Source organism: Kitasatospora sp. NPDC058184, from assembly GCF_042883725.1.
GTDB lineage: Bacteria > Actinomycetota > Actinomycetes > Streptomycetales > Streptomycetaceae > Kitasatospora.
Window position 1 is genome coordinate 88,095 of record NZ_JBHVVE010000020.1, and the last position, 21,867, is coordinate 109,961.

General features: G+C 74.9%; 21 protein-coding genes. 11 read left to right on the forward strand and 10 right to left on the reverse strand.

All coding sequences use genetic code 11. The features are described 5' to 3' along the window. Positions 1 to 345 precede the first annotated feature (345 nt). The 3 genes from ACFVXH_RS30920 to ACFVXH_RS30930 all read left to right on the forward strand — a co-directional run bounded on the left by ACFVXH_RS30920 (position 346) and on the right by ACFVXH_RS30930 (position 2,047). On the forward strand, positions 346 to 1,008 hold the full coding sequence (locus ACFVXH_RS30920) for a TetR/AcrR family transcriptional regulator (RefSeq protein WP_387829136.1): 663 nt from the start codon (positions 346 to 348) through the stop codon (positions 1,006 to 1,008). 119 nt (positions 1,009 to 1,127) lie between these two features. Further along, entirely contained in the window at positions 1,128 to 1,322 is a 195-nt protein-coding gene (locus tag ACFVXH_RS30925; protein WP_049659048.1) for a DUF1918 domain-containing protein, read from the forward strand. A 44-nt stretch (positions 1,323 to 1,366) separates the two neighbouring features. Further along, a complete protein-coding gene (locus ACFVXH_RS30930) occupies positions 1,367 to 2,047 on the forward strand; it encodes a DedA family protein (protein ID WP_387829138.1) in 681 nt (226 codons plus the stop codon). A 7-nt stretch (positions 2,048 to 2,054) separates the two neighbouring features. Here the strand turns inward: ACFVXH_RS30930 and ACFVXH_RS30935 are convergent, their stop codons facing one another. Next, the gene (locus tag ACFVXH_RS30935; RefSeq protein WP_380776945.1) at positions 2,055 to 2,795 is read right to left on the reverse strand and encodes a PIG-L deacetylase family protein; all 741 of its coding nucleotides are present in this window, start codon (positions 2,793 to 2,795) and stop codon (positions 2,055 to 2,057) included. A 238-nt stretch (positions 2,796 to 3,033) separates the two neighbouring features. On the opposite strand from ACFVXH_RS30935, the gene ACFVXH_RS30940 reads away from it, so the two are divergent. Then, complete coding sequence (locus tag ACFVXH_RS30940; RefSeq protein WP_387829140.1) at positions 3,034 to 4,053, forward strand: MDR family NADP-dependent oxidoreductase; 1,020 nt, start codon at positions 3,034 to 3,036, stop codon at positions 4,051 to 4,053. Between the two features lie 16 nt (positions 4,054 to 4,069). Beyond that, entirely contained in the window at positions 4,070 to 4,462 is a 393-nt protein-coding gene (locus ACFVXH_RS30945; protein WP_049657112.1) for a MerR family transcriptional regulator, read from the forward strand. A gap of 92 nt (positions 4,463 to 4,554) precedes the next feature. Here ACFVXH_RS30945 and ACFVXH_RS30950 read toward each other — a convergent pair whose 3' ends face one another. The 5 genes from ACFVXH_RS30950 to ACFVXH_RS30970 form a co-directional block, all read right to left on the reverse strand. Then, positions 4,555 to 5,760, reverse strand: coding sequence for an MFS transporter (locus ACFVXH_RS30950; RefSeq protein ID WP_387829142.1), 1,206 nt, complete (start codon positions 5,758 to 5,760; stop codon positions 4,555 to 4,557). A gap of 5 nt (positions 5,761 to 5,765) precedes the next feature. Further along, positions 5,766 to 6,398, reverse strand: a complete 633-nt coding sequence (locus tag ACFVXH_RS30955) for a GNAT family N-acetyltransferase (protein WP_387829144.1) — start codon at positions 6,396 to 6,398, stop codon at positions 5,766 to 5,768. Further along, positions 6,395 to 7,621 carry a type III PLP-dependent enzyme gene (locus tag ACFVXH_RS30960; protein WP_074004673.1) on the reverse strand — a complete coding sequence of 409 codons (1,227 nt, stop codon included), beginning with the start codon at positions 7,619 to 7,621 and terminating at the stop codon, positions 6,395 to 6,397. Before ACFVXH_RS30960 ends, ACFVXH_RS30955 begins: the two co-directional genes overlap by 4 nt. Positions 7,622 to 7,741: 120 nt before the next feature. Further along, positions 7,742 to 9,055, reverse strand: a complete 1,314-nt coding sequence (locus tag ACFVXH_RS30965; protein WP_387829146.1) for a DUF6271 family protein — start codon at positions 9,053 to 9,055, stop codon at positions 7,742 to 7,744. Then, a complete protein-coding gene (locus ACFVXH_RS30970) occupies positions 9,037 to 10,131 on the reverse strand; it encodes a phytanoyl-CoA dioxygenase family protein (RefSeq protein ID WP_387829148.1) in 1,095 nt (364 codons plus the stop codon). Before ACFVXH_RS30970 ends, ACFVXH_RS30965 begins: the two co-directional genes overlap by 19 nt. Positions 10,132 to 10,561: 430 nt before the next feature. Here ACFVXH_RS30970 and ACFVXH_RS30975 point away from each other — a divergent pair, with 430 nt between their 5' ends. Next, positions 10,562 to 12,505: an FUSC family protein gene (locus tag ACFVXH_RS30975; RefSeq protein ID WP_375875297.1), complete on the forward strand. Its 1,944-nt coding sequence runs from the start codon at positions 10,562 to 10,564 to the stop codon at positions 12,503 to 12,505. A gap of 102 nt (positions 12,506 to 12,607) precedes the next feature. On the opposite strand, the gene ACFVXH_RS30980 is transcribed toward ACFVXH_RS30975, so the two are convergent. After that, complete coding sequence (locus ACFVXH_RS30980) at positions 12,608 to 14,011, reverse strand: amidase (protein WP_387829150.1); 1,404 nt, start codon at positions 14,009 to 14,011, stop codon at positions 12,608 to 12,610. 310 nt (positions 14,012 to 14,321) lie between these two features. Between ACFVXH_RS30980 and ACFVXH_RS30985 the strand changes: the two genes are divergently transcribed. The 3 genes from ACFVXH_RS30985 (at position 14,322) to ACFVXH_RS30995 (ending at position 16,916) form a co-directional block, all read left to right on the forward strand. After that, positions 14,322 to 15,671 (forward strand): cytochrome P450, encoded by a 1,350-nt coding sequence (locus ACFVXH_RS30985; protein ID WP_387829152.1) that lies wholly within the window; start codon positions 14,322 to 14,324, stop codon positions 15,669 to 15,671. A gap of 95 nt (positions 15,672 to 15,766) precedes the next feature. Beyond that, on the forward strand, positions 15,767 to 16,495 hold the full coding sequence (locus ACFVXH_RS30990) for a rhomboid-like protein (protein ID WP_387829154.1): 729 nt from the start codon (positions 15,767 to 15,769) through the stop codon (positions 16,493 to 16,495). Between the two features lie 10 nt (positions 16,496 to 16,505). After that, positions 16,506 to 16,916, forward strand: a complete 411-nt coding sequence (locus ACFVXH_RS30995; protein WP_380779289.1) for a hypothetical protein — start codon at positions 16,506 to 16,508, stop codon at positions 16,914 to 16,916. A gap of 55 nt (positions 16,917 to 16,971) precedes the next feature. On the opposite strand, the gene ACFVXH_RS31000 is transcribed toward ACFVXH_RS30995, so the two are convergent. Together ACFVXH_RS31000 and ACFVXH_RS31005 are read right to left on the reverse strand one after the other, a co-directional pair. Then, a complete protein-coding gene (locus ACFVXH_RS31000; protein WP_049657336.1) occupies positions 16,972 to 17,553 on the reverse strand; it encodes a DUF421 domain-containing protein in 582 nt (193 codons plus the stop codon). A 55-nt stretch (positions 17,554 to 17,608) separates the two neighbouring features. Beyond that, positions 17,609 to 18,451 (reverse strand): LysR family substrate-binding domain-containing protein, encoded by an 843-nt coding sequence (locus tag ACFVXH_RS31005; protein ID WP_387829157.1) that lies wholly within the window; start codon positions 18,449 to 18,451, stop codon positions 17,609 to 17,611. A 58-nt stretch (positions 18,452 to 18,509) separates the two neighbouring features. On the opposite strand from ACFVXH_RS31005, the gene ACFVXH_RS31010 reads away from it, so the two are divergent. Both ACFVXH_RS31010 and ACFVXH_RS31015 read left to right on the forward strand, forming a co-directional pair. After that, positions 18,510 to 18,938 (forward strand): DUF5997 family protein, encoded by a 429-nt coding sequence (locus ACFVXH_RS31010; RefSeq protein WP_049657333.1) that lies wholly within the window; start codon positions 18,510 to 18,512, stop codon positions 18,936 to 18,938. Between the two features lie 329 nt (positions 18,939 to 19,267). Next, positions 19,268 to 20,941: a DUF885 domain-containing protein gene (locus tag ACFVXH_RS31015; RefSeq protein ID WP_387829159.1), complete on the forward strand. Its 1,674-nt coding sequence runs from the start codon at positions 19,268 to 19,270 to the stop codon at positions 20,939 to 20,941. A gap of 22 nt (positions 20,942 to 20,963) precedes the next feature. Here ACFVXH_RS31015 and ACFVXH_RS31020 read toward each other — a convergent pair whose 3' ends face one another. After that, on the reverse strand, positions 20,964 to 21,734 hold the full coding sequence (locus ACFVXH_RS31020; protein ID WP_380780416.1) for an SDR family NAD(P)-dependent oxidoreductase: 771 nt from the start codon (positions 21,732 to 21,734) through the stop codon (positions 20,964 to 20,966). Positions 21,735 to 21,867: the final 133 nt, after the last annotated feature.

Consider the following 21,867-nt stretch of genomic DNA (forward strand, 5'->3'; position numbering starts at 1 on the left):
AACACACAGGGAATCGGCGCCACGGGACGTGGCGCGGGCAGTGGGGGCACACGGCGTCATCCAGACCTCGGGTGGCGGCGGAGCGTCCGTCACAGGCGCCTCGGCCGCCACAGCTGAATCGTGATCACCACGAAGAGGCATGCGTTGATCACGCAAGGTAGTCCGCCTCAGGAGTATGAACCTGTCTTCGCGTCCACGACAAGACCAATGCCAACCCGTGGACACCTTCCCGCCACCGTGCCGTTCAGCTCCGGCCACCAGTCGTCTCCCGTCCCACAGGGAACTCCGGTCCGTTCGCGCCCCGGTGATTCGCCGCCGCAACAGCGGATGCGGCACAGTGAGGTCATGAGCGACAGGAGTCACCCCGCCCCCGGACCGGTCCGGCGCCGCCCGGTCCAGCAGCGCAGCCTGGAGCGGTACGGCCGCATCCTGGACGCCTGCGCCGGGCTGCTGGACGAGGTCGGGGCGACCGCGCTCACCACCAAGGAGGTCGCCCAGCGCGCCCAGGTGCCGATCGGCACCCTGTACCAGTTCTTCGCCGGCAAGGAGGACCTGCTGGCGGCGCTCGCCACCCGCAACCTCGACCACTACCTCCAGCGCCTGGACGCCCGGCTGGCCGCCGCCGCGCCGGTCGGCCCCGCCCTCTTCGCCGATCTCGCGGTGGAGGAGTTCGTGGCGATGAAGCGCGCCGTGCCGGGCTTCGGCCAGCTGGACTTCGGCCTGGCCGGACCGGCCGTCCCCACCGGCGTCCGGGACGACCGGTACCTGCTGGACGCGGGCGTGGACAACAACACCGCCGTCGCCCTGCGGCTCCAGGCGCTCGGCGGCGAACTGTTCCGGGCGGGCGACCCGACGGCCGTCATGCTGACCCTGCGGGTGGCCCTGGAGGCCGCCGACGCGGTGCTCAAACTGGCCTTCCGGGAGTCCCCGGACGGCGATCCGGCGCTGATCGCCGAGTGCAAGCGGCTGGTCCGCGGCTACCTCGCGCAACAGCCGTCCGCCCGCTGAGGCCCGGCCCCGCGGGCCCCGCCCGCCCGAGGCGTTGCGCGCCCGCCGCCCCCGCAGCACAGTGGATAGCGGGAACCGTCCGCGGAGGCGGCCCGGCACACGACCCGAGGGAGCAGACCATGCACGCGGCGGTAGGTGACCGGCTCCACATCCACAGCAGGTCGGTGGGCATGGTGGACCAGAAGGGCGAGATCGTCGAGGTGCGCGGCACCGACGGCGAACCGCCGTACGTGGTCCGCTTCGAGGACGGCCACGAGGGCCTGATCTACCCCGGCCCCGACTGCAACATCGAACAGCGCCAGGCGGAACGCTGACCCACTCCCCCGCCACCCCGCCCCGCGCGAGGTGGTGAGGAGCGGTGCCCGCCCCCACGACCCCGCTGCCCGGGGCACTCGCCGGACTCGCGCCACTGCTGGACCACTACGGGTACCTCGCGGTGGCGGTGCTCGTCCTGCTGGACAACTGCGGCGTCCCGGTGCCCGGGCAGACCGTCCTGGTACTGGCCTCGGTGTACGCCGGCACCGGGCACCTCGACCTCGCCGCCGTCCTGCTGATCGCGACCGGCGCCGCCGCGCTCGGCAACGGCCTCGGCTACCTGATCGGCCGCACCGGCGGACGCGCCTTCGTCCACCGCTGGGGCCGCTACGTGCTGCTCACCCCGGCCCGGATGGAGCGCGCGGACGGCTTCTTCGCCCGGCACGGCGGCAAGGTGGTCGCGGTCGCCCGCTTCGTGGACGGGCTGCGCCAGTACAACGGGATCATCGCCGGGACCACGGAGATGCCCCGGCGCCGGTTCCTGGCGTTCAACCTGCTCGGCGCGGTGCTGTGGACGGCGGTCTGGGGCACCTTCGGCTACCTCGCCGGCGCCAACATCGGCGCCGTGTACCACACGGCGCTGCGCTACCAGGTCTGGTTCGCGGTCGGGTTGGGCGTGCTGGTCGCCGCCCTCCTGCTCCGGCAGGTGCTGCGCTACCGGCGCCGGCGCCGCGCGGGCACCGACGCCGACGCCGGCCCCGACGCCGGCTCCGGCTCCGAGTAGCCGGAGGTCAACGCAGCGGGAACACCTCGAACGGCACCGCGAAGCGCGTCCCCAGCCGGCTGCCCGCACCCCGGCCGAAGCCCTCCAGGAACTCCCGCGGCTCCGCCATCGCCCCGCCCAGCCCGGCCAGGTACGCCTTGTGCTCCTCCAGCGAGGCGACGCCGAGGTCGAAGGTCCCGGTGGTGTCCACCGCGTGCTTCGCCTCCGGCGAGGCCACCGCCCAGATCTGCCGCACGCCGTTCCACGGCTCGTGGCCCTCGGCCAGCAGCTCGCGGAACACCCAGCGGTTCCCGGCGTCCCGGACCCCGTCCAGGGTGGCCCGGCCGACCGCGACGTGGTCGGCCTGGTTGAGGAACACCCCGCCGTAGGTGTCCCGGAAGTTGCTGGTGATCACGATGTCCGGCCGGTGCCGGCGAACCACCCGGGCGATGTCCCGGCGCAGCGGCAGCCCGTACTCCACCACGCCGTCCGGGTGGCCGAGGAACTCCACGGTGTCGACGCCGACCACGCGCGCCGAGGCGATCTGCTCCGCCTCGCGCAGCGGACCGCACTCGGCCGGGTCCAGCGTGTCGATGCCCGCCTCGCCGCTGGTCACCATCACGTAGACGACCTTCTTGCCCTGCGAGGTCCAGCGGGCGACGGCCGCGGCCCCGCCGTACTCCATGTCGTCGGGGTGGGCGACGATCGCCAGCGCCGTCCGCCAGTCCTCGTCGACGGGCTCGAAGGGCTCGGGGGCCTGCTCGGTCATGCTGCTCGTTCCTCTCGGTGCGGCTCGGGGTCGTCCGGCGGTACGGACGTACGGGGGTATCACAGTCGTACGTCCGTACCACGCGTGACTCTAGAAGACCCGCGTCCCCCACGCCCCGTCAGACACCTCCGCGGCCAGGCGGCTTGCCCCTGACGCAAGGGTCAGGGGTTAGCGTCCGGGCGTCCCGCGGCGGCACCGACCGCCGCCGCCTCCCCCGCCCGCTCAGAGGAGTGCCGCCATGGCCCTGCCCACCACCGCCCGCGTCGTCCGGCTGACCGCCGCACCGGCCGGACTGCCCGCCCCCGGGGACTTCACCGTGACCGAGGAGCCGCTGGCGGCGCCCGGCCCCGGGGAGGTCCTCGTCCGCAACCGGGCCTTCCTGGTCTTCCCCGGGCTGCGCACGCTGATCGGCGGCGCGGGCTCCGGCCTGCCGATGCCGCACATCGCCCCCGGGGACGCGCTGTTCGGGCCCGCCCTCGGCGAGGTGCTGGCCGCACCGGAGGACGGGCCGCTGCGCCCCGGCGACCTGGTCACCCACCTGAACGGCTGGCGGAGCCACGCGCTCGCCGAGGCCGCGCATCTCACCCCCGTCCCGTCGGACTTCCCGGACCCGCTCGCCCTGGTCTCCGCCGCCTCGGCCGGCTACGGCGGGCTGACCCGCTCCGCCGGGGTGCGCCCGGGCGACGTGGTGCTGGTGACCGGCGCGGCCGGCGCGGTCGGCACGGTGGCCGGGCAGGTCGCCCGGCTGCTCGGCGCCGCCCGGGTGATCGGCACCACCCGCTCGCCCGCCAAGGCGGAGCGGCTGACCGCCGAACTCGGCTACGACGCGGCGCTGGTGCCCGGCGGGCGGCCCTTCGCCGAGCAACTGGCCGCGGCGGCACCGGAGGGCGTCGACGTCGTGCTGGACCTGGTCGGCGGCGAGCAGCTGACCGCCGCCGTGGACGCGGCCCGGCACGGCGCCCGGTTCGCCCTGGTCGGCGCGTTGGACGGCCAGCTCGCACCGGAACGCCGGGGCGGCGACGCACCCGCCGTGATCGACGCCTTCCGGGTCGCCACCCTCGGCCTGAGCCTGCGCGGCTTCACCGTGCTCGACCACCCGGACCTGGAGGCCGAGTGGCAGGAGCGCCTGGCCGGCTGGCTGCGCGCCGGGGAGATCGTCCTGCCCCGGACGCCGGTGGCGGGCATCGACCGGGCCGTCGGAGCGTTGACCGGACTGTTCACCGGGGACACCTTCGGGACGACCGTCGTGGAACTCTGACGACCAGGGAGCGGGCATGCGGATCGGGGACGCGGCAGCGGCGGCGGGCACCACACCCAGGGCGCTGCGCTTCTACGAACAGCGCGGCCTCCTCCACCCGCCCGCCCGCTCCGCCTCCGGCCAGCGCGAGTACGGCCACGCCGAGGTCGCCCGGGTCCGGGTGATCCGCCAACTCCTCGCCACCGGGCTGACGGTGGACGACCTGGCCAGCCGGGCCCACCGCCTCGACCTGCTCGACCAGGACCCGCCGGTGCGCTGCTCCGGCTCCCCCGGTCCCGACACCTTCGCCCCCGTCGTCCACGCCCGGCTGGCCGCCCTGGACGCCGAGATCGCCCGCCTCACGGCGCTGCGCGCCAGGCTCGCCCACCACATCGCCACCGGCGGCGCGGACGTCCCGGCCGGGGACTGACGGGCGCCCGGGTCACCGGCCTCCGCAACGGACTCGCCCGGCACCTCGCGACGGGGGTGCGCGAGGTACCGGGCGAGGGTCCGGGGGTGGGGTCAGGTCGCGTCGGCGGCGAGCCGGGGTTCGGCGGGGGCGGCGGGGGCGTCCTGGTCGGGCCAGCGGATCCGGGTGGCGCAGAGCGAGACGACGGCCGCCGAGGCGGCGACGGCGGCCATGCCCCAGAGCAGGCTGGTGGCGCCGGCGATGAAGCCGATCACGGCGGGGCCGGCCAGCAGGCCGGTGGTGCCCATGGCGGCGACCAGGGAGAGCGCGTCGGGGCCCTGCCGGGCGGCGGCGACGTAGACGCACGGGGTCACCGCGGCCACGCCGAGGCCGACGCAGGCGAACCCGAGCAGGGTCGGGACGACGCCGCCGACCGCCAGGGCGAGGGCCAGTCCGAGGCCGGCCAGCAGGCTGCCGGTGCGCACGATCCGGCCGTCGCCGAAGCGGGTGCGCCAGCCGTCCGCGAAGATCCGGGCGCAGACCATCATCACCGAGACCACCGCGATGCCCATCGGGGCGAGTCCGGCGCCGGCCTGCACGTAGTCCTTGAGGTAGAGCGCCGACCAGTCGTTCATGGCGCCCTCGGTGACGGTGCCGAACACCATCGCCAGGCCCATCCAGAGGGTCACGGCGGTCGGCAGCACGAAGCCGCGGCGCTCCTTCCGCTCCTCCGGCTCGGCGGCCGCGGCCGGGCCGTCCGTCAGCAGACCCGGCCGGGCGGCCACGACCAGCACCGCGAGCAGTGCGGCGGCCACGCCGAAGTGCACCGCCAGGGTGCCGGTGACGGAGGTGACGCCCGAGGCCAGCAGGGCGGCGAGCAGCGAGCCGGCGCTGAAGGTGGCGTGCAGCCGGGACATCGTGGTCCGCTCGAAGCGGGCCTCCAGCGCGGCGCCCTGGGCGTTCATCGCGACGTTCAGGGCGCCGACCGCGACGCCGTCGAAGAACAGCACCAGCAGCGTCACCGGATAGTTCGGCACCACCGACAGCGCGAGCAGGACGACGCCGAGGGCGAGCGCGGACAGCACCGAGAGCAGGCGGGAGCCGAGCCGCCGCATCAGCACCGCGACCAGGGGGAAGGACACCGCCGCGCCGACCCCGCAGGTCATCAGCAGCAGGCCGATCTGGGCCTCGCCCAGGTCGAGCCTGGCCTTGAGCGCGGGCACCCGGGAGACCCAGGTCGCGTACTGGAATCCGAGGACGAAGAACAGTGCGCCGATGGCCACTTGGGACCGGCGGAAGTCGTCGCGAACGGGGGACATCGGTATCAGCCCACTTCGGCTCTGGAGTGCGGCCCGGGGGTCGGGTCGGTGGGGTGCGGCAGCGGCCGGGACGGGACGGGGTCCAGCGGCATCGCCATGTAGACCGCCCGGGTGCCGTAGCTCTCGGGCAGGTCGATCTCGGGCCGGGCGCGGTAGCCCAGCGTGGTCCACAGCACGTGCGAGCCGCGGACGGCGACCAGCGAGACGCTCCGGTAGCCGGCCGTCCGGGCGGTCTCCTCCAGGTGCCGCAGCATCCGCAGGGACAGGCCCCGGCCGCGCAGCTCCTCGGCGACGACCAGGTCGTGCGCGTGCATGTTGGTCGGCCGCTCGCCCGCGCCGTGCCCGTCCTCGCCGTCCCCGTCCTCGCTGCGGGCGAGGTCCGGGCAGCGGAACAGCGGGTACGGCAGGGCGAGCAGGTAGCCGCCCACGCTTCCCGCTCCGCCCTGGCCGCCCTGGTGCTCCAGCACGAAGCAGGTGTCCGGCGAGGCGCGGTGCCGGGACCGGAGCGCCTCGCGCCCCTCGGACAGGCCGCTGGCGGCGTAGGCGCGCTCCTCCAGCGCGACCACGGCGTCCCAGTCCTCCTCCCGGAGCAGCCGGATGCGCAGGTCGGTCGGAGGGTCGACGAGGGCGTCGGTCATGCGGTGCCTCCGTGGTGGTCCCGGCCGTCGCCGCCACCGATGCAGGTGTACGGCAGCGGCGCGAAGCCGTTGAACCCGCGGGTGGCGTAGGCCGTGGCGTACGCGCCGCAGGAGTGGATCCAGACCGGGTCGCCGGAGCGGACCGCGCGCGGGACGCGCACCCGGCCGCCGTCCTGGGCGTACGCGTCGTCGCTGTCGCAGGTCGGGCCGGCCACCACGGCGTTGACGAACTGGCCGCCCGGGTGGGCGGGGAACTCCAGCCGGTACTGGAGCTGGTCCATCTCGTACAGGCCGTTGAACTTGCCGCAGCTGAGGTAGAGCCAGTCCTCCCGGGTGCCGTCGAGGCGGTGGCGGGAGGTGAGCCGGGAGACGTGGGCGCGGATCGCACCGTGGTCGGCGACCAGGTGGCGCCCGGGCTCCAGCAGGAACTCCAGCGGCCCGGCGGTGACGGCGCGCAGCCGTTCCATGCCCTCGCGGATCACCACGAACATCTTGTCCAGCGGCGGGTCGAGCGGGCGCCCGCCCCGGTCGAGGACGCCGAGGGCGGGCAGGCCGCCGCCGAGGTTGATCCGGGTCGGGGTGATCCCGCGCCAGTTGAGCGCCTCCAGCACGGCGGCCAGCGCGTCCACGGCGGCGGTCCAGGCCTCGGCGGTCATCTGCTGGGAGCCGACGTGCACCGACAGGCCGGACGGCACCAGCCCGGCGGTCCGGGCGGCGTCGAGCACCCGCACGGCGTCCTCGGGCGAGCAGCCGAACTTGTGGCTCAGGCCCCACAGGGCGCCCTCGCCGGTGGTCGCGATCCGGCAGAACACCCGTGCGCCGGGGGCGTGTTCGGCGATCGCCGCGACGTCCTCCAGGCTGTCGGTGGCGAAGTCCCGCACGCCCAACCGGTAGGCCTCGGCGATGTTGCGGTCCGACTTGATGGTGTTGCCGTAGTGGATCAGCTCGGGCGGCACGCCGGTGCGCAGCGCCTGGGCGATCTCCTGCGGGCTCGCCGCGTCGAAGCCGGAGCCGAGCGCGGCGAGGTGCTCCATCACCTCGTCCACCGGGCAGGCCTTCATGGCGAACCGGACGGCCACGCCGGGCAGTTCGGCGCGGAGCGCGGCGTACTGGCGGCCGATGCCGTCCAGGTCGTAGATGATCCGGTCGTCGGTGCCGTCGGCGAGTGCGGCGCGCAGCGCGCCGCGGTCGTGTTCGTCGGCGCGGGGTGGTTCGGTGTGCAGCACGGAGACGGACGGGGCGCGGTGGGCGGGCGGGTGGCCGGCTACGCGGGCGTTGGCGTGGCCGGCGGCCGTACTGGTCTTGCTGGTGGTCTGGCGTATCACGGTGAGCTCCCCGTCCGGCTAGCGCGGCGACCGGTCGGCGGGGGTGGCCTTGGCCGCCCGCACCAGCGGGCCCCACGCGTCGATCAGCGCTGCGAAGTCCTCGATGTCCGCCTGCGCCTCGTCGAGCAGGCGCGCCCGCAGGGGCGCCAACCGGTCCGCGAAGTCGGCGTACTTCCCGCCGAGCCGCCGGTAGCAGCGGTCGAGTTCGGCGAGCCTGCGGTGGTTCTCCGCGCGGTCCGTCGCGGCGCTGCGACGGGCGGAGTCGGCGATCGCCTCGGGGCGGACGCGGTGCTGCTCGTCCAGCAGGGCGCCGCCGGCGGTCTCCATGTCGGAGTAGACCGGGTAGAGGTAGAGCATGGAGAGCAGGAACTTGGCGTAGCGTAGCTGGTAGGCGGTGAAGCCCGGGCCGGTGCGGCGTTCCGGGGTGTAGTAGTTGACGATGTGGCGGTTGTGGGTGACGCCCGGCAGGGTCGCGTCACGCACCAGGTGGTGCAGGAAGTAGTCGCTGCCGATGGTGTCGGTGGCGGGCGGCAGCGGCACCCGTTCGTACACCTCGTGGTGGAGGCCGATGTTGCACATGTCGATGTGCCAGATGTCGGGCAGGTCGAGCACCGCGCGGTCGGCGGTGAACGGCTCGCTGCCGCCGCCGGTGAAGGAATCGGCGACGAGTTCGCGCCTCTCCTGCTCGCTCGCCCCGGTGGGCGCCCAGAGCGCGACCACGTCGTGGTAGACCTCGGGGTCGAGTTCGCGGATCTCGCCGATGTCGACGGAGAGTTCGCCGACGAAGGAGGCGCCGACCAGCGCGACCGGCTTGTCCGCGTGCGCCGGGTCGAGGCGGTTCTCGGTGACGGCGGCGGCCGCGTCGGCGGCCTTCAGGCCGAGCGTGGCCAGCTCGTGCTCGATCGGGAACACCGGTTCGCCGTCGAGCAGTTGGTAGCTGCTGTCGGAGTCGCGGCGGTGCACCGACGCGCAGCCGAGCGCGGCGGCCAGCAGGAACGCCCGGTTGGTGCAGGCGCCGTAGGAGAGGGCGTCGGGCAGCATCAGGCGCAGCAGCCGGTCCGGGTCGGCCGCGCCGGAGCGCTCGACCGCCTCGCGCAGGAAGGCGCGTTGGGCGTCCTCGTCCAGGTGGTGGACGACCACGCCCTCGACGGCCGGCAGGGCGGCGAGGGCCGCGGCGTGCCGGGCGCGGGTCGCGGGGTCGGCGGAGTCCAGCACCAGCAGGTGCACCCGGACGCCGAACCGCCGTACGGCGTGGGCGGCTTCGGCGCCGATCGCGGTGATGGTGTCCGCGCACGCGCGGTTGGTGGGCAGGGTCAGGCAGACGTCGCGCATTCCCGCTCCCCCGTGTCCCCGCGTTCGTCGAACGGCTTGCCGCTCCAGGAGCTCAGGCCGAGCAGCTTCTCCCCCAGCTCGGTGAGTTCGGCGGTCCCGTAGCGCTGCGCCTCGGGCCGGTCGGCGTCGCCGACCAGCGTGCGGTTCCAGTCCGGCGTGCCGAGCGTGCGCCAGGACTCCACCCGGGAGCGGCGCAGCTTCTCGGACTCCTCCAGCGCGGGCATCATCGACAGGTACTGCACCGCGCGCACCCCGCCCGCGGAGGTGTTGGGCGCCACGCCGTGGGCGAGCAGGCCGTTCCAGATCAGCAGGTCACCGGCCTTCAACTCGGGCCGGACGACCGGGTACTCGGCGCGGTCGACGTCCGGGCGGATCGGGTCGCGGTCGGCCGGCTGGGCGGCCTGCCACTGGTTGAAGCGGCGGAACAGCTCCGGGTCGCACTGGAAGCCGCCGTGGTCGGGGGCGGTGTCGTTGAGCGCGATGATGCCCTGGACGCGCTGCGGCAGCACGCCCCGGGTGGTGTCGACGTCCCAGTGCAGCTCGATGTCGAAGCCGCGGTCGGTGGGCTCGATCAGCGCGCGGTCGCGGTTGCGGACGTTCGGCGGGTTGAGGTTGAGCCGGTCGAGGGTGACCCACAGCTCCTCGCAGTCCCACACGTCGACGAAGGCGTCGTAGACGCGCTGCGCCTGGCGGCTGTCCCAGATGAGCTGGTGGTGGTAGGCCTCGACGAAGCCGTAGATGTGCAGGTGCCGGTCGAGTTCGTCGCGGTAGTGGCGCTCGCGGTACCAGTCCTCGGGGCGGTCCGGCGACAGGCCCTGGAACTCCCAGGCGAAGTCGAGCAGTCGGCGCGCGGCCTCGGCCGGGATCGCCTGCTTCACCACCACGTAGCCGTAGTCCTGCCAGAAGGCGTGGTCCTCCTCGGAGAGCACGCGTAGCGGGTGCGTCTTGCGGACCTCGCGCAGTGCGGTCGGGGCGAGGTAGCTCTCGGTGTCGGCACTGAAGTAGGGGCGCTCCGACGCGGCCCGGTACAGGTATTCCCCCGCGGGTCCGTCGGAGTGTGGGGCAGGGCTCGGCATGGGCAGTCACTCCATGGTTCGTAGTCGACGCAGCGCTTCCTCGTACGCCAGGTGCGGGCACGGCGAGTCGGCGGCCGGTCACCGGCCGCAACGGGAATTCGAGCGCGGACCGGAAGGCCGTCCGCACACGGCCCTTCTCCCCTCGGCCCGCGGGCGCGGAACAGCGCCACGTCAGGGGGTCAACTCGTCCGTCCGGCAAGGCCGCTCACCCTGCATCAGCCATTGCCGAACCGCGCTCCCCATACGTTGGACTAGACCAACTAATGGTGTCAACCCTTTCCCGCGGGTTACCGATTGGGAAATCAACGCAGCTCACGGCGCCTCTCGGGGTTCGCTTTATGTTTCGGAGGCTGACATAAGCGCGGGTATGTTTCCGGAATTGACATAAGCGCGAACGGTGAACCGCCCGGGTCCGCCGTACGTTGGGCACATGGCACGCGCGTTGACGGCTCCCCCGTGGCTGACCGAGGGCCTGCGCCCCCGGTCCGCGCCGGTCCCCTGGGCGGCGGCGGCCCGCGCCTCCGTCGCGCTCGCCGCCCCGCTCGCGGTGGGCACCGCCACCGGACGGCCCGGCTACGGCGCGCTGGTGTCGATGGGCGCGCTGTCCGGAGTCATCGGGGACACCGCCGACGCCTACCGGATGCGGGTGTTCAACATCGCCGTGCCCCAGCTGTTCGGCGCCCTCGGGATGCTGTTCGGCACCCTGGTGTTCGGCACCGGCTGGACGGCCGTCGTGACGGTGACCGTCGTCGCGCTGGTCTCCGGCATGATCTCCTCGATCGGCGCGGTCGCCTCCGTCTCCGGACTGCTCCTGCTGCTCAACGCGGTGGTCGGGGCCGGCCTGCCGCTGCCCTCCCCGTGGTGGCTGCCGCCCGCCCTGCTGCTGCTCGGCGGCCTGGTGGTGCTCACCCTGACCCTGCTCGCCTGGCCGCTGCGACTGGGCGTCCCCGAGCGGGCGGTGGTGGCCGGCACCTACCGGGCGGCCGCCGACCTGCTGGCGGCCGCCGGCACACCGGAGTACGACGGCCGCCGCCACGCGCTCACCCAGTCGCTCAACCAGTCCTACGACCTGCTGCTCGCCCGGCGCGCCCGCCGGCACGGCCGCTCACCCACCCTGGCGCGGCTGCTCGCCCAGCTCAACGCGCTGATCCCGGTGGTCGAGGCGGCCCCCGCGGCCCAGCTGCGCCCGCCCGAGTTCGGCCCGCTGCCGGCCGACTACCCGGCCGCCGTCCGCGCGCTCGCCGACGCCGTCGAGCGGGACCGCGCCGGCCCGGCGCCGCCCCTCGCCCTGCCGAGCCCCGCCGGGCCGTCCACCCGCGCCCTGGTCGAGGCGATCGAGCACGCCGCCACCGTGGCGTACGAGGCCTCGCCCGACCCGTACGCCGCCGACGACCGGCTCGGCCGGCCGGCCCGCCTCGCGGTGCGGGCCCGGCGGGCGGCCAGGGCGCTGCTGCTGTCCGGCGCGTCCTGGCGGTACGGGCTGCGGCTGGCGCTGTGCATCGGGCTGGCGCAGGTGCTGGTCTCGGTGATCGCGGTGCCCCGCTCGTACTGGGTGGCGCTGACCGTGACCTTCGTGATGAAGCCCGACTTCGGCTCGGTGTTCTCCCGCGCGGTGCTGCGCGCGTTCGGCACCGCGGCCGGGCTGCTGATCGCCATCCCGGTCCTGGCCGAGGTACCGCACGGCTGGTGGGACGTCCCCGTGATGGCGGTGCTGGCGACGCTGATCCCGGTGCTCTCCGCCAAGGGGTACGCCTTCCAGACCGCGGCCATCACCCCGGTCATCCTGCTGCTCTCCGACCTGCTCAACCACCAGGGCTTCCACCTGGTGCTGCCCCGGCTCTACGACTCGCTGATCGGCTGCGGGATCTCCCTGCTGGCCGGCTACCTGCTGTGGCCGGAGTCCTGGCACACCCGGATCGGCGACCGCCTCGCCGACGCCGTCCAGGACACCGCCTCGTACGTGTCGCTGGCCTTTGCCACCGGCCCCGGACCCGACGAACCGGCCGCCCGCGCCCGCTACCGGCGGCGGCTCTACCGGGACCTGTCCGCCGTGCGCAGCGAGTTCCAGCGGGCCCTCACCGAGCCGCCGCCGGTCGGGGCCCGGGCGCGGGCGTGGTGGCCGGTGGTGATCGCGGTCGAGCGGATCGTGGACACCACCACCGCCACCCGGGTGCGGATCGAGCACGGCGCGCCGGTGCCGACCACCGCCGAGGTCGCCGCCGTCACCCGGGAGCTGGCCGACCTGGCCGAGGCGCTGCGCACCGGCGAGCGGCTGCCGGAGGCGCGGCCGGACGCGCTGTCGCCGGACTGCGCGCTCGCCCGGCTGCACCACGAGGTGCGCGCGGCCCGGGCGGTGGCGGCGCCGCTGCCCTGAGCACCGCTACCCGGAGCACCGGGGTCCAGAGCGCCGCTGCCCTGAGCGCGACGGCCCTGAACGCCGTCGCCGAACGGCCGACCGGGCCCCGGACCGGCCCGCTCAGTCCTGGATCCGCCGCCAGGGCCGGTCCGCCTCCAGCGCGAAGGCCAGCTCCAGCAGCAGCCGCTCCTGCCCGTGCGCCGCCGACAGGTGCACCCCGACCGGCAGCCCGCCGGGCGCGGAGCCCGCCGGCAGGGCGATGCCCGGGCCGCCGGCCACGTTGTTGACCGGGGTGAAGGCCACGTAGCGCGTCAGCCGGTCCATCAGCTCGTCGAAGTCCACGTTCGGGCTCAGGTGCCCGATCGGCGGGGTGGTGTGGGCGAGCACCGGGGAGAGGATCACGTCGTGGGTGCGGAAGATCCGCGCGTACACGCCCTCGGCCCGGCGCAGCCGCCGCAGCACGCCGGGGGTCCGCGGGAACTCGGCCTGGAACCGGCGGCGCAGCCCGGTGGTCAGGCCGTCCAGCCTCCCGGCCCGGAAGCCCGGGTCGATCAGCAGCCGGCCGGTGGCCGCGACGGCCCAGGCGATGTAGCCCCAGTAGCTGACGAAGTCGCGGGAGAACTCCTCGCCGAAGGGCAGTGCGGCGGGCTCGACCAGGTGGCCCATCGCCTCCAGTCGGGCGGCGGTCTCCTCGACCACCCGCCGGGTCGGCCCGTCGGTCCTGGCCGTCGGCGAGTCCACCACCAGGCCGATCCGCAGCCGCCGCTCGCCGGGCCCTTCGACCAGGCCGAGCGGGGGCAGCGCGGGGTTGCTCCGGTGCCGCTCGGCGGCGGCGAGGAAGGCGGCGGTGTCGCGCACCGAGCGGGTCAGCACGCCGTCGGTGACCAGGTCGATCGGCAGTTTGCCGCTCTGGGCGTTGGTGACCAGCCGGCCCCGGGTGGGCTTGAGGCCGACCAGCCCGCAGCAGGCCGCCGGGATGCGGATCGAGCCGCCGCCGTCGTTGGCGTGGGCGATCGGCACCACGCCGGAGGCCACCAGGGCGGCCGCGCCGCCCGAGGAGGCGCCGGCCGAGTGCGAGGGCTTCCACGGGTTGCGCACCGGCTGGGCGGTGGCGAACTCGGTGGAGGCGTTGAGGCCGAACTCGGGCAGCCGCGTCTTGCCGAGGACGGCCAGGCCGGTGGCGAGGAACTGGTCGGTGAAGCGCGCGTTGCGGCGGGCCGGGCGGGCGGGGAAGGCCTCGCTGCCCATCCCGGTCGGCAGGCCGCGCAGGTCCACGTTGTCCTTGAGGTAGGTCGGCACGCCCCAGAGCGGACCGCCGATGCCCTCCCGGCTGATCCGCGGCCTGTCGTACGAAGCGTGGGCGACGGGCAGCAGCGCGCCGTCCACCCGGGCGGCCCGGTCGACGGCCGCGCCGACCAGCTCCCGGGGGCTGACCGTACCGGCCCGGACCAGCGCGGCGAGCGCCACCGCGTCGTGGGCGCCCAGGGCGTCGTCGGCGAACGCGTGGACCCGCTCGTCGGTCATCCGAACCCCCCACTCCCCGCCGGACGTTCCGCCGTCCGACCATCGCACCGGCTGCTCGTACCTGCCCGGTTCTACTGACCGGTAATCTCACACTGGGCTCCGAGTGTAGGCCCACCCGGCGACGCCCTACGGCCCGGGGTGCCCGCTCCCGGGCGGACGAGCCGTCAAGGCAGCGAGGGCGCACGATCGTTCGCCCCGCGCCCCCGCGTTCACCCCGTCCGCCGGTCCACGATCGTTTCGCCGCACACCGCCGGGAAAGATCACGTTCGCGATTCGTCCCGGTCCTCCCGCCCCAACCAAGGTGACGCCCGTGCCGACCCCGTTCTTCCCGACCACCCGGTTCACCGCGGCCACCGCCCCCGGCGGCCTCCCGCTGCTCGGCCACGCCCCCGCCCTCCTCCACCACCCCCACGAGTTCGTCGCCGGCCTGCCCGCCCACGGCGACCTCGTCCGGCTGCGGCTCGGCCCGCTCCGCGCGTACGTGGTCTGCCACCCCGAGCTGGTCCGCCGGATGCTCACCGACGACCAGACCTTCGACAAGGGCGGGCCCCTCCTCGACAAGGCCCGGGAGGTCTTCGGCAACGGCCTCGCCACCTGCCCCGCCGCCGCCCACCGGCGCCAACGGCGCATGCTCCAGCCCGCGTTCCACCGCGACCGGCTGCCCGGCTACGCCGCGCTGATGATCGAGGAGATCGCCGGCGCCACCGCCCGCTGGCACGACGGCGACGTGATCGACGTCCCCGCCGCGATGTACCGCCTCTCCACCGCCGTCACCGCCCGCTGCCTGTTCGCCGCGCACGAGCGGGCCGGCTCGCTGCCGGTGCACCGGAGCATGGACGTGGTGACCCGCGGCGTCGGCCGGCGGCTGATGCTGCCGCTGCCCGGCACCGACCGCCTCCCCACCCCCGGCAACCGCCGCTTCCGCCGCGCCCAGCAGGACCTGCGGGAGATCACCCGGCGGCTGATCGCCGAGCACCGCGCCACCGGCACCGACCGGCACGACCTGCTCTCCACGCTCCTCGCCGCCACGGACGAGGACGGCCTGGGCCTGTCCGACACCGAGGTCCACGAGCAGGTGGTCACCTTCCTGCTGGCCGGCATGGAGACCACCGCCGCCACCCTCTCCTGGGCCTGGACACTGCTCGCCGCCAACCCGGCCGTCCGGACCCGCCTGCACGCCGAACTCGACACCGTCCTGGACGGCCGGCCCGCCCGCCACGAGGACCTGCCCTCCCTGCCGCTCACCGCCCGGATCGTCAGCGAGACCCTGCGGCTCTACCCGCCGCCGTGGATCCTCAGCCGCACCGCCACCACCGACACCGAGCTCGGCGGCCACCGCGTCCCGGCCGGCGCCACCCTGCTGTACAGCCCGTACCTGCTGCACCGCCGGCCCGACCTGTTCCCCCGCCCCGACCGCTTCGACCCCGACCGCTGGCTCACCACCGCCCGCCCCGCCCCCGGCACCTACGCGCCCTTCGGCCTCGGCGCCCGCCGCTGCATCGGCGACGCCTTCGGCACCACCGAGGCCGTCCTCGCCATCGCCACCATCGCCGCCCGCTGGACCATCGCCCCCACCCCCGGCCGGCCCGTCCGCCCCGTCCGCGGCTCCTCCCTCGTGCCCCGGCCCTTCACCGCGACGCTGACCCGCCGGGTCCGCTGACCGGATCCCCACCGGGCTTCGGTACTGTCCCGGCAGGGCCGGCCGCACGGGCGCCGGCCGCGGACCACACCGCTCGACCGGGACACCACCAGACCATGAACGCACCCACCCCATCGGGGCTCCTGACCGGGCTGCTCCGCGCCGTCCGGACGTACCCGCGCCGCTCGCCGCTGACCTTCGGCTACGTCCTCCTGCTCCTGCTCGGGAACGTCTGGGTCGGGAACCTGCTCGCCCCGGACCGGGCGGACGCGCTCCGCGACCACATCAGCACCAACCTCGACAACCTCCACGACCACCCGGTCACCGCCCTGTTCGGCAGCGCGCTGCTGTTCGACGGCACCCTCACCGAGGTCCTCTCCACCGGCTTCGGCGGCACCCTGATCACCCTCGGCCTCGGCATCGGCTGCTGCCTCGCCTGGACCGAGCGCCGCTTCGGCAGCCCGCGCGCCGCCGCCGTCCTCCTCGGCGGGCACATCGGCGCCACCCTGCTCACCGCCGCGGTGATCGTGTTCGCCCTGCGGCACGGCTGGTACCCGGAGAGCGTGCGCCAGGCCTCGGACTACGGCATCAGCTACGGCGCCCAGACCGTCCTCGCCCTCGCCGTCCTCGCCCTGCCCCGCTGGGCCCGGCTGCCCTGGGCCGCCTTCGTCCTCGCCTGGCCGCTCTCCGGCGACGGCGAATGGCCCGGCCCCCTCCCGCCGTTCACCACCGTCGGCCACCTGCTCTCCGCCGCCCTCGGCTTCGCCCTGGCCGCCGCCGTGGCCCTCACCGCCGCCCGCCGCCGGCGCGCCGAAACCCTTGCCCCGGCGCCGGCCGACCGGTGATCATGCCTGGATGACCAGGAGTGCGAAGACCCCCTTCCACAGCCCCCGCTCCTTCCAGCTCTGGCACTACGGCATCGGCCACAAGGAACTGGTGCTGCGCAGCCAGGCGGGCGGGCAGGAGCCGGAGACCCTCGACATCGTCTTCGAGACGGTGCGGGCGATGAAGCTCCACACCCACTACCCCACGCTGACGATCCGTTCCGCCACCCCCGAGGAGCGCAGGAGCATCCGGGAGTTCTCCGACGGCGGCCCGGGCGAGCTCTCCGGCGCGGGGCACTACTACCTGGTCCTGGAGTCGGAGCGGGACCCGGCCTTCGTGGTGTGCCGCCGGGTCGAGGCCTACGCCCGGCCCGGTGCGGAGGCCGACTACCGCATCACGGCGTCGACCGGGCGCCTGGTCTGGGCCGGCAGCCGGGCCTGAACCCGGGCCCGGGCCCGGCTCTGAACCTGGACCCGAGCCCGAGCGCGAGCCCGCCTCAGCCCGGCGGGCGCCGGTCGGCGGCGATCGCGGTGAGCAGCCGCTCGATCTCCGCCAGCCGGCGCCGCAGGTCCTCGACGTCGGCGCGGGTGGCGCTCTGCTCGCCGTGCTTGAGGGCCACCAGCAGCTGCCCGTCCGGCTCCAGCCGGGCGCGGGCGACGTCGCCGACCTTGTCGCCGTTCTGGATCCGGATGGCGTGCTCCAGCTCCGACGGGCGCAGCGCCAGGCTGTGCAGCGCGCCCTCGACCAGCTTGCCGTCCTTCACCACGGTGGTGGGCCTGCCCTCCAGGAGCCGGGCGGCCTTCGGGTCGCGGGCGAGCCAGCGGGTGACGCCGGCGTTCACCGCGACCAGCGTGACCGCCCCGATCGCGCCGCCGAGCAGGCTGTTGTCATTGCCGATGATGGCGTTCTGCACCACGTTGGAGAGCAGGAAGACGACCACCATGTCGAAGGTGTTCAGCCCCGCCAGCCCGCGTTTCCCGGCCAGCCGGAACAGCACCAGGATCAGCACGTAGACGGCGACCGTACGGAGGACCTTCTCCACGATCGGAATCTGGACGGCCATCAGGTCGTGCCACACTGCCCCGCTCCTCCCGCCTCGACTGCAAGCGAACGGGGCAGACGCTACGCCACGGTCACCGCTTGGGCCTGCCGCGCCGGGCCGCCGCGCCCCGCCCGCCGGCCTTGGCACCCCCGGCCTTCGGCGCCCCCGCGCGCTGTCCGCCGGACTTCTGCCCGCCCGCCTTCTGGCCACCCGCCTTCTGCGCGCCGCCCTTCTGCCCGCCGGACTTCTGCGGCTGCGGCTTGCCCCGGCCGGCCACCGCCTTCTTCGGCTGCGCCTCGGGCGCCGCCTGCCCGGCCCCGCGCCCGCGCGAGCTGTTGACCGTACGGCCGCGGACGATCCCGATGAACTCCTCCACCAGGTCCGTCGTCCGCTCCTGCGGCCAGGCCAGCGCCACCTGGGACTGCGGCGCCTCCACCACCGGCCGGTACGTGAGGTCCCGGCGGTGGTGCAGCCGGGCCAGCGACTGCGGCACCAGGAGCACGCCGACGTTCGCGGCGACCAGCTCGATCGCGTCCTCCGTGCTGTCCGGACGCGCGATGGCGGGCCGCCCGGGCAGGGTGTCGGCGGTGAAGCCGAGGGTGTCGTCGAGCGGGTGGAAGACCACCTCCTCGGCCAGGTCGTCCAGCGCGACCTCCTCGGCGGCGGCGAGCCAGTGGTCCTTGGGGAAGACCACGACGGTGGTCTCGCTGTAGAGCGGGATCGCGCTCAGCACGTCCTTGTCGACCGGCAGCCGGACCAGCCCGGCGTCCGCGCCGCCCTCGCGCAGCGTGCGCTCGCCGTCGCCGAACGGGACCGCGAGGAGGTCCAGCGGCACGTCCGGGAGCCGCTCGCTCCAGACCCGGACCCATTTGCCGGGGGTCACGCCCGGGACGTACACGAGCCGGAAGGACGGGTTCACCTGCATGTCTGTCACAAGGCAAGGCTACCGACCGTGACCGGGAGCGCCCGCGCACTCCCTTACCCTTGTCACCATGACATCGCTCAAGCAGAAGACCAGCCAGACCATGAAGCCGGCCACCGCGGCCAAGAAGCTGGGGATCTACCTCGACGCGGCGCCGACCGGCTTCCAGGAGGGCGTGGTCTCCCGCGAGGAGCTCAGCGCGCTGCAGGCCGAGCCGCCGCAGTGGCTCCAGGACCTGCGCAAGAACGGCCCGCACCCGCGCCCGGTGGTCGCCGCCAAGCTCGGCATCTCCATCTCCGGCCTGGCCCGCGGCGGCGTGACCGAGGCGCTCACCACCGAGCAGATCGAGGCGGTCAAGGCCGAGAACCCGCTCTGGCTCCAGCACGAGCGCGCCAACCAGGTGGACGTCCGCAAGGAGACCGCCCGGATCAAGGAGAAGCACGAGAAGGAGGCCGCCGCCCAGGCCGCCAAGGAGGGCAAGGCCGCCAAGGCCAGCTGACCCGTCCTCCCCCGCCCGGCACGGCGGCGCTCCGGCGCCGGTTGCCGGGCCCCGCGCGACGACGGTGCCGGCGTCCGTTCCGACGGACGCCGGCACCGTCGTGTGCGCGGGTCCGTACGCGGGTCCGCGGGTGGGTCCGTACGCGGCTTCGCAGGTGGGTCCGTCCACGGGTCCGTACGCGGGTCCGTGCGTGGCGGGCGCCGGCGGGAGGGGACGGAACCTCCGTCCCACCAGCGCGTATTGACCGGGCCGCCGGTCGCTCCGAATAATCGGCGGGACCGGGCACGGCGGTACGCCGCGCCGCGGTACACCGCATCGGGGGAGCGACCGTGATCGAACAGCCTCAGCACACCGGACTCGCCGCACTCGCGGAGGAGTTCTTCGACGCCGAGAACACCCACAACCCGTTCGACGCGACCCTCAGCGGGGTCGAGGGCTACGCCCACCTGGTGCCCGACCCGTCCCGCGCGGCCGCGCACCGCCACCGCGAGGCCCTGCTGGGCTTCACCGCCCGGCTGGCCGCGATCCCGCTGGACTCGCTGACCGGCGAGGACCGGATCACCCACCGGGTGCTCGCCCGGCTGCTCGCCAACGGCATCGGCCAGATCACCCACGGGCTGGCCGAGTTCAGCGTCTCGGCGACCATCGTCGCCCCGCAGAACGAGGCCTTCACCGCGCTCGCCATGACCTCGATCGACCAGGAGGGCGCCGACGCCTACCTGGAACGCCTCGCCGCGCTGCCCGACTACTTCGACGCCGTCCTGCGCCGCACCCTGGACGTCGCCGCCGAGGGCCGCCACCCGCTGCGCAGCGGGGTCGACGCCGCCGTCGCCCAGCTGGAGACCCACCTGGCGACCGCCCCGGCCGAGGACAAGCTGCTGCGGCCGCTCGCCGGCCGCCCGGAGTCCGAGCGCGCCCTGGTGATCGTGCGCGACGCCGTCCGCCCCGCGGTGGCCCGCTTCCTGGCCGGGCTGGCCCAGCGGCTGGCACCGGGCGCCCGGCCGGACGACAAGCCCGGGGTCTGCCACGTGCCGGGCGGCGCCGAGGGCTACGCGGACGCCGTCGCCCGCTTCACCCGGCCCGGGCTCACCCCGGAGGAGGTGCACCGGATCGGTCTGGAAGCCGTCGCGGCGCTGCGCGAGGAGTTCGCCGAGCTGGGCGGCAAGGTGCTGGGCATCACCGACCCGGCCGCCGTGCTGACCGCGCTGCGCGAGGACCGCTCGCTGCGCTTCGGCAGCGCGGCCGAGATCGTCGCCCTGGCGGACGGGGCGCTGGACCGGGCCCGCCGCGCCGCCCCGGACTGGTTCCGCCCGTACCCGATCGCCGACTGCGTGACCAGGGAGATCGACCCGATCGAGGCGGAGACCGCGCCGCTGGCCTACTACCAGCCGCCGGGCCCGGGCGGACTGCCCGGCACCCACTGGATCAACACGCTGCGCCCGGAGACCCGGTTCAGCTACGAGTACGAGGCGATCGCCTTCCACGAGAGCGTTCCCGGCCACCACCTCCAGCTCGCCGTCGCGCAGACCCTGCACCACCTGCCGCGGTTCCGGCGGAACCCGAGCGGCCAGCTGACCGCCCACGTCGAGGGCTGGGGCCTGTACACCGAGCGGCTCGCGGACGAGATGGGGCTGTACGGCTCGGAGCTGTCCCGGTTCGGGATGCTCTCGCTGGACGCGATGCGGGCGGTCCGGCTGGTGGTGGACACCGGGATGCACCACTACGGCTGGTCCCGGGAGCGGGCGAAGGCCTACATGCGGGCCAACACCGCGACCCCCGAGGCCAACGTCCGCAACGAGATCGACCGCTACATCGCCTGGCCGGGCCAGGCCACCGCCTACCTGATCGGCCGCCGGGAGATCGTGCGGCACCGCGAGCGGGCCGAGGCGGCGCTCGGCGCCCGGTTCGACGTCCGGGAGTTCCACCACCGGCTGATCGGGCACGGCAGCCTGCCGCTGGGGGTGCTGGAGGAGCTGGTGACGGACTGGATCGCGGAGCAGTAGGCCGCAGGCCCTCCGGCCGGGCTCAACGGCCCAGCACCGCACCGCCGTTGAGCCCGATCACCTGACCGGTCAGGTACCCGGCGGCCGGCGAGGCCAGGTAGGCGACCGCCTCGGCCACGTCGGCCGGGGTGCCCGCCCGGCCGACCAGGGTGTCGGCCACCTTCCGCGCGTGGAACTCCTCGCTCCAGCCCGCCCCGAAGATCTCGGTGGACTCGACGTACCCGGGCGCGAGCACGTTCACCGTGATCCCGTCCGGCCCCAACTGCCGCGCCAGGCCGAAGGCCCAGCCGTGCAGCGCGGCCTTGGCCGCGGCGTACGAGCCCGCCGAGTGCGGGCCCGCGCCGCCGCGCTGGGCCGCGGCCGAACTGATCACCACCAGCCGGCCGCCGGGCCGCCGCAGCGCGTCCTGGAGCGCGGTGGTCAGCAGCACGGCGGTGAGCAGATTGCCGTCCAGGTCCCGCCGCCAGGCGGCGGCCAGCGCGGCCAGACCGTCATCGGCGGGCGGGGTGACGATCGCGCCCGCGTTGTTCACCAGCACGTCCACCGGCCCGAGCCCGGCGATCCGGGCCGCCGCCGCCTCGACCGCCGCCGGGTCGGTCAGATCGGCCGCCACCGGCACGACGCGCCCCGGCCCGGCGGTCCGCTCGATCTCCTCCCGGGCCTGCTCCAGCACCGCCGCCCGGCGGCCGACGACCACCACCCGGTGCCCGTCCCCGACCAGCCGCGCCGCGATCGCCCGGCCGATCCCGGTCCCGCCCCCGGACACCACCGCGAGCCGCTCCACCGTCGTCACTCCGCCCCCCTCGGGCTTCGGCCCGTACGCGCCGGGCGCTGCTCGGCAGGCTCCCCGGTCACCTGCCGGCACCGGGGGCCTGGTCGTCCACGTCCTGATCAGACCGCCGAGGGCCTTCGCCCCCTCGGCCCCC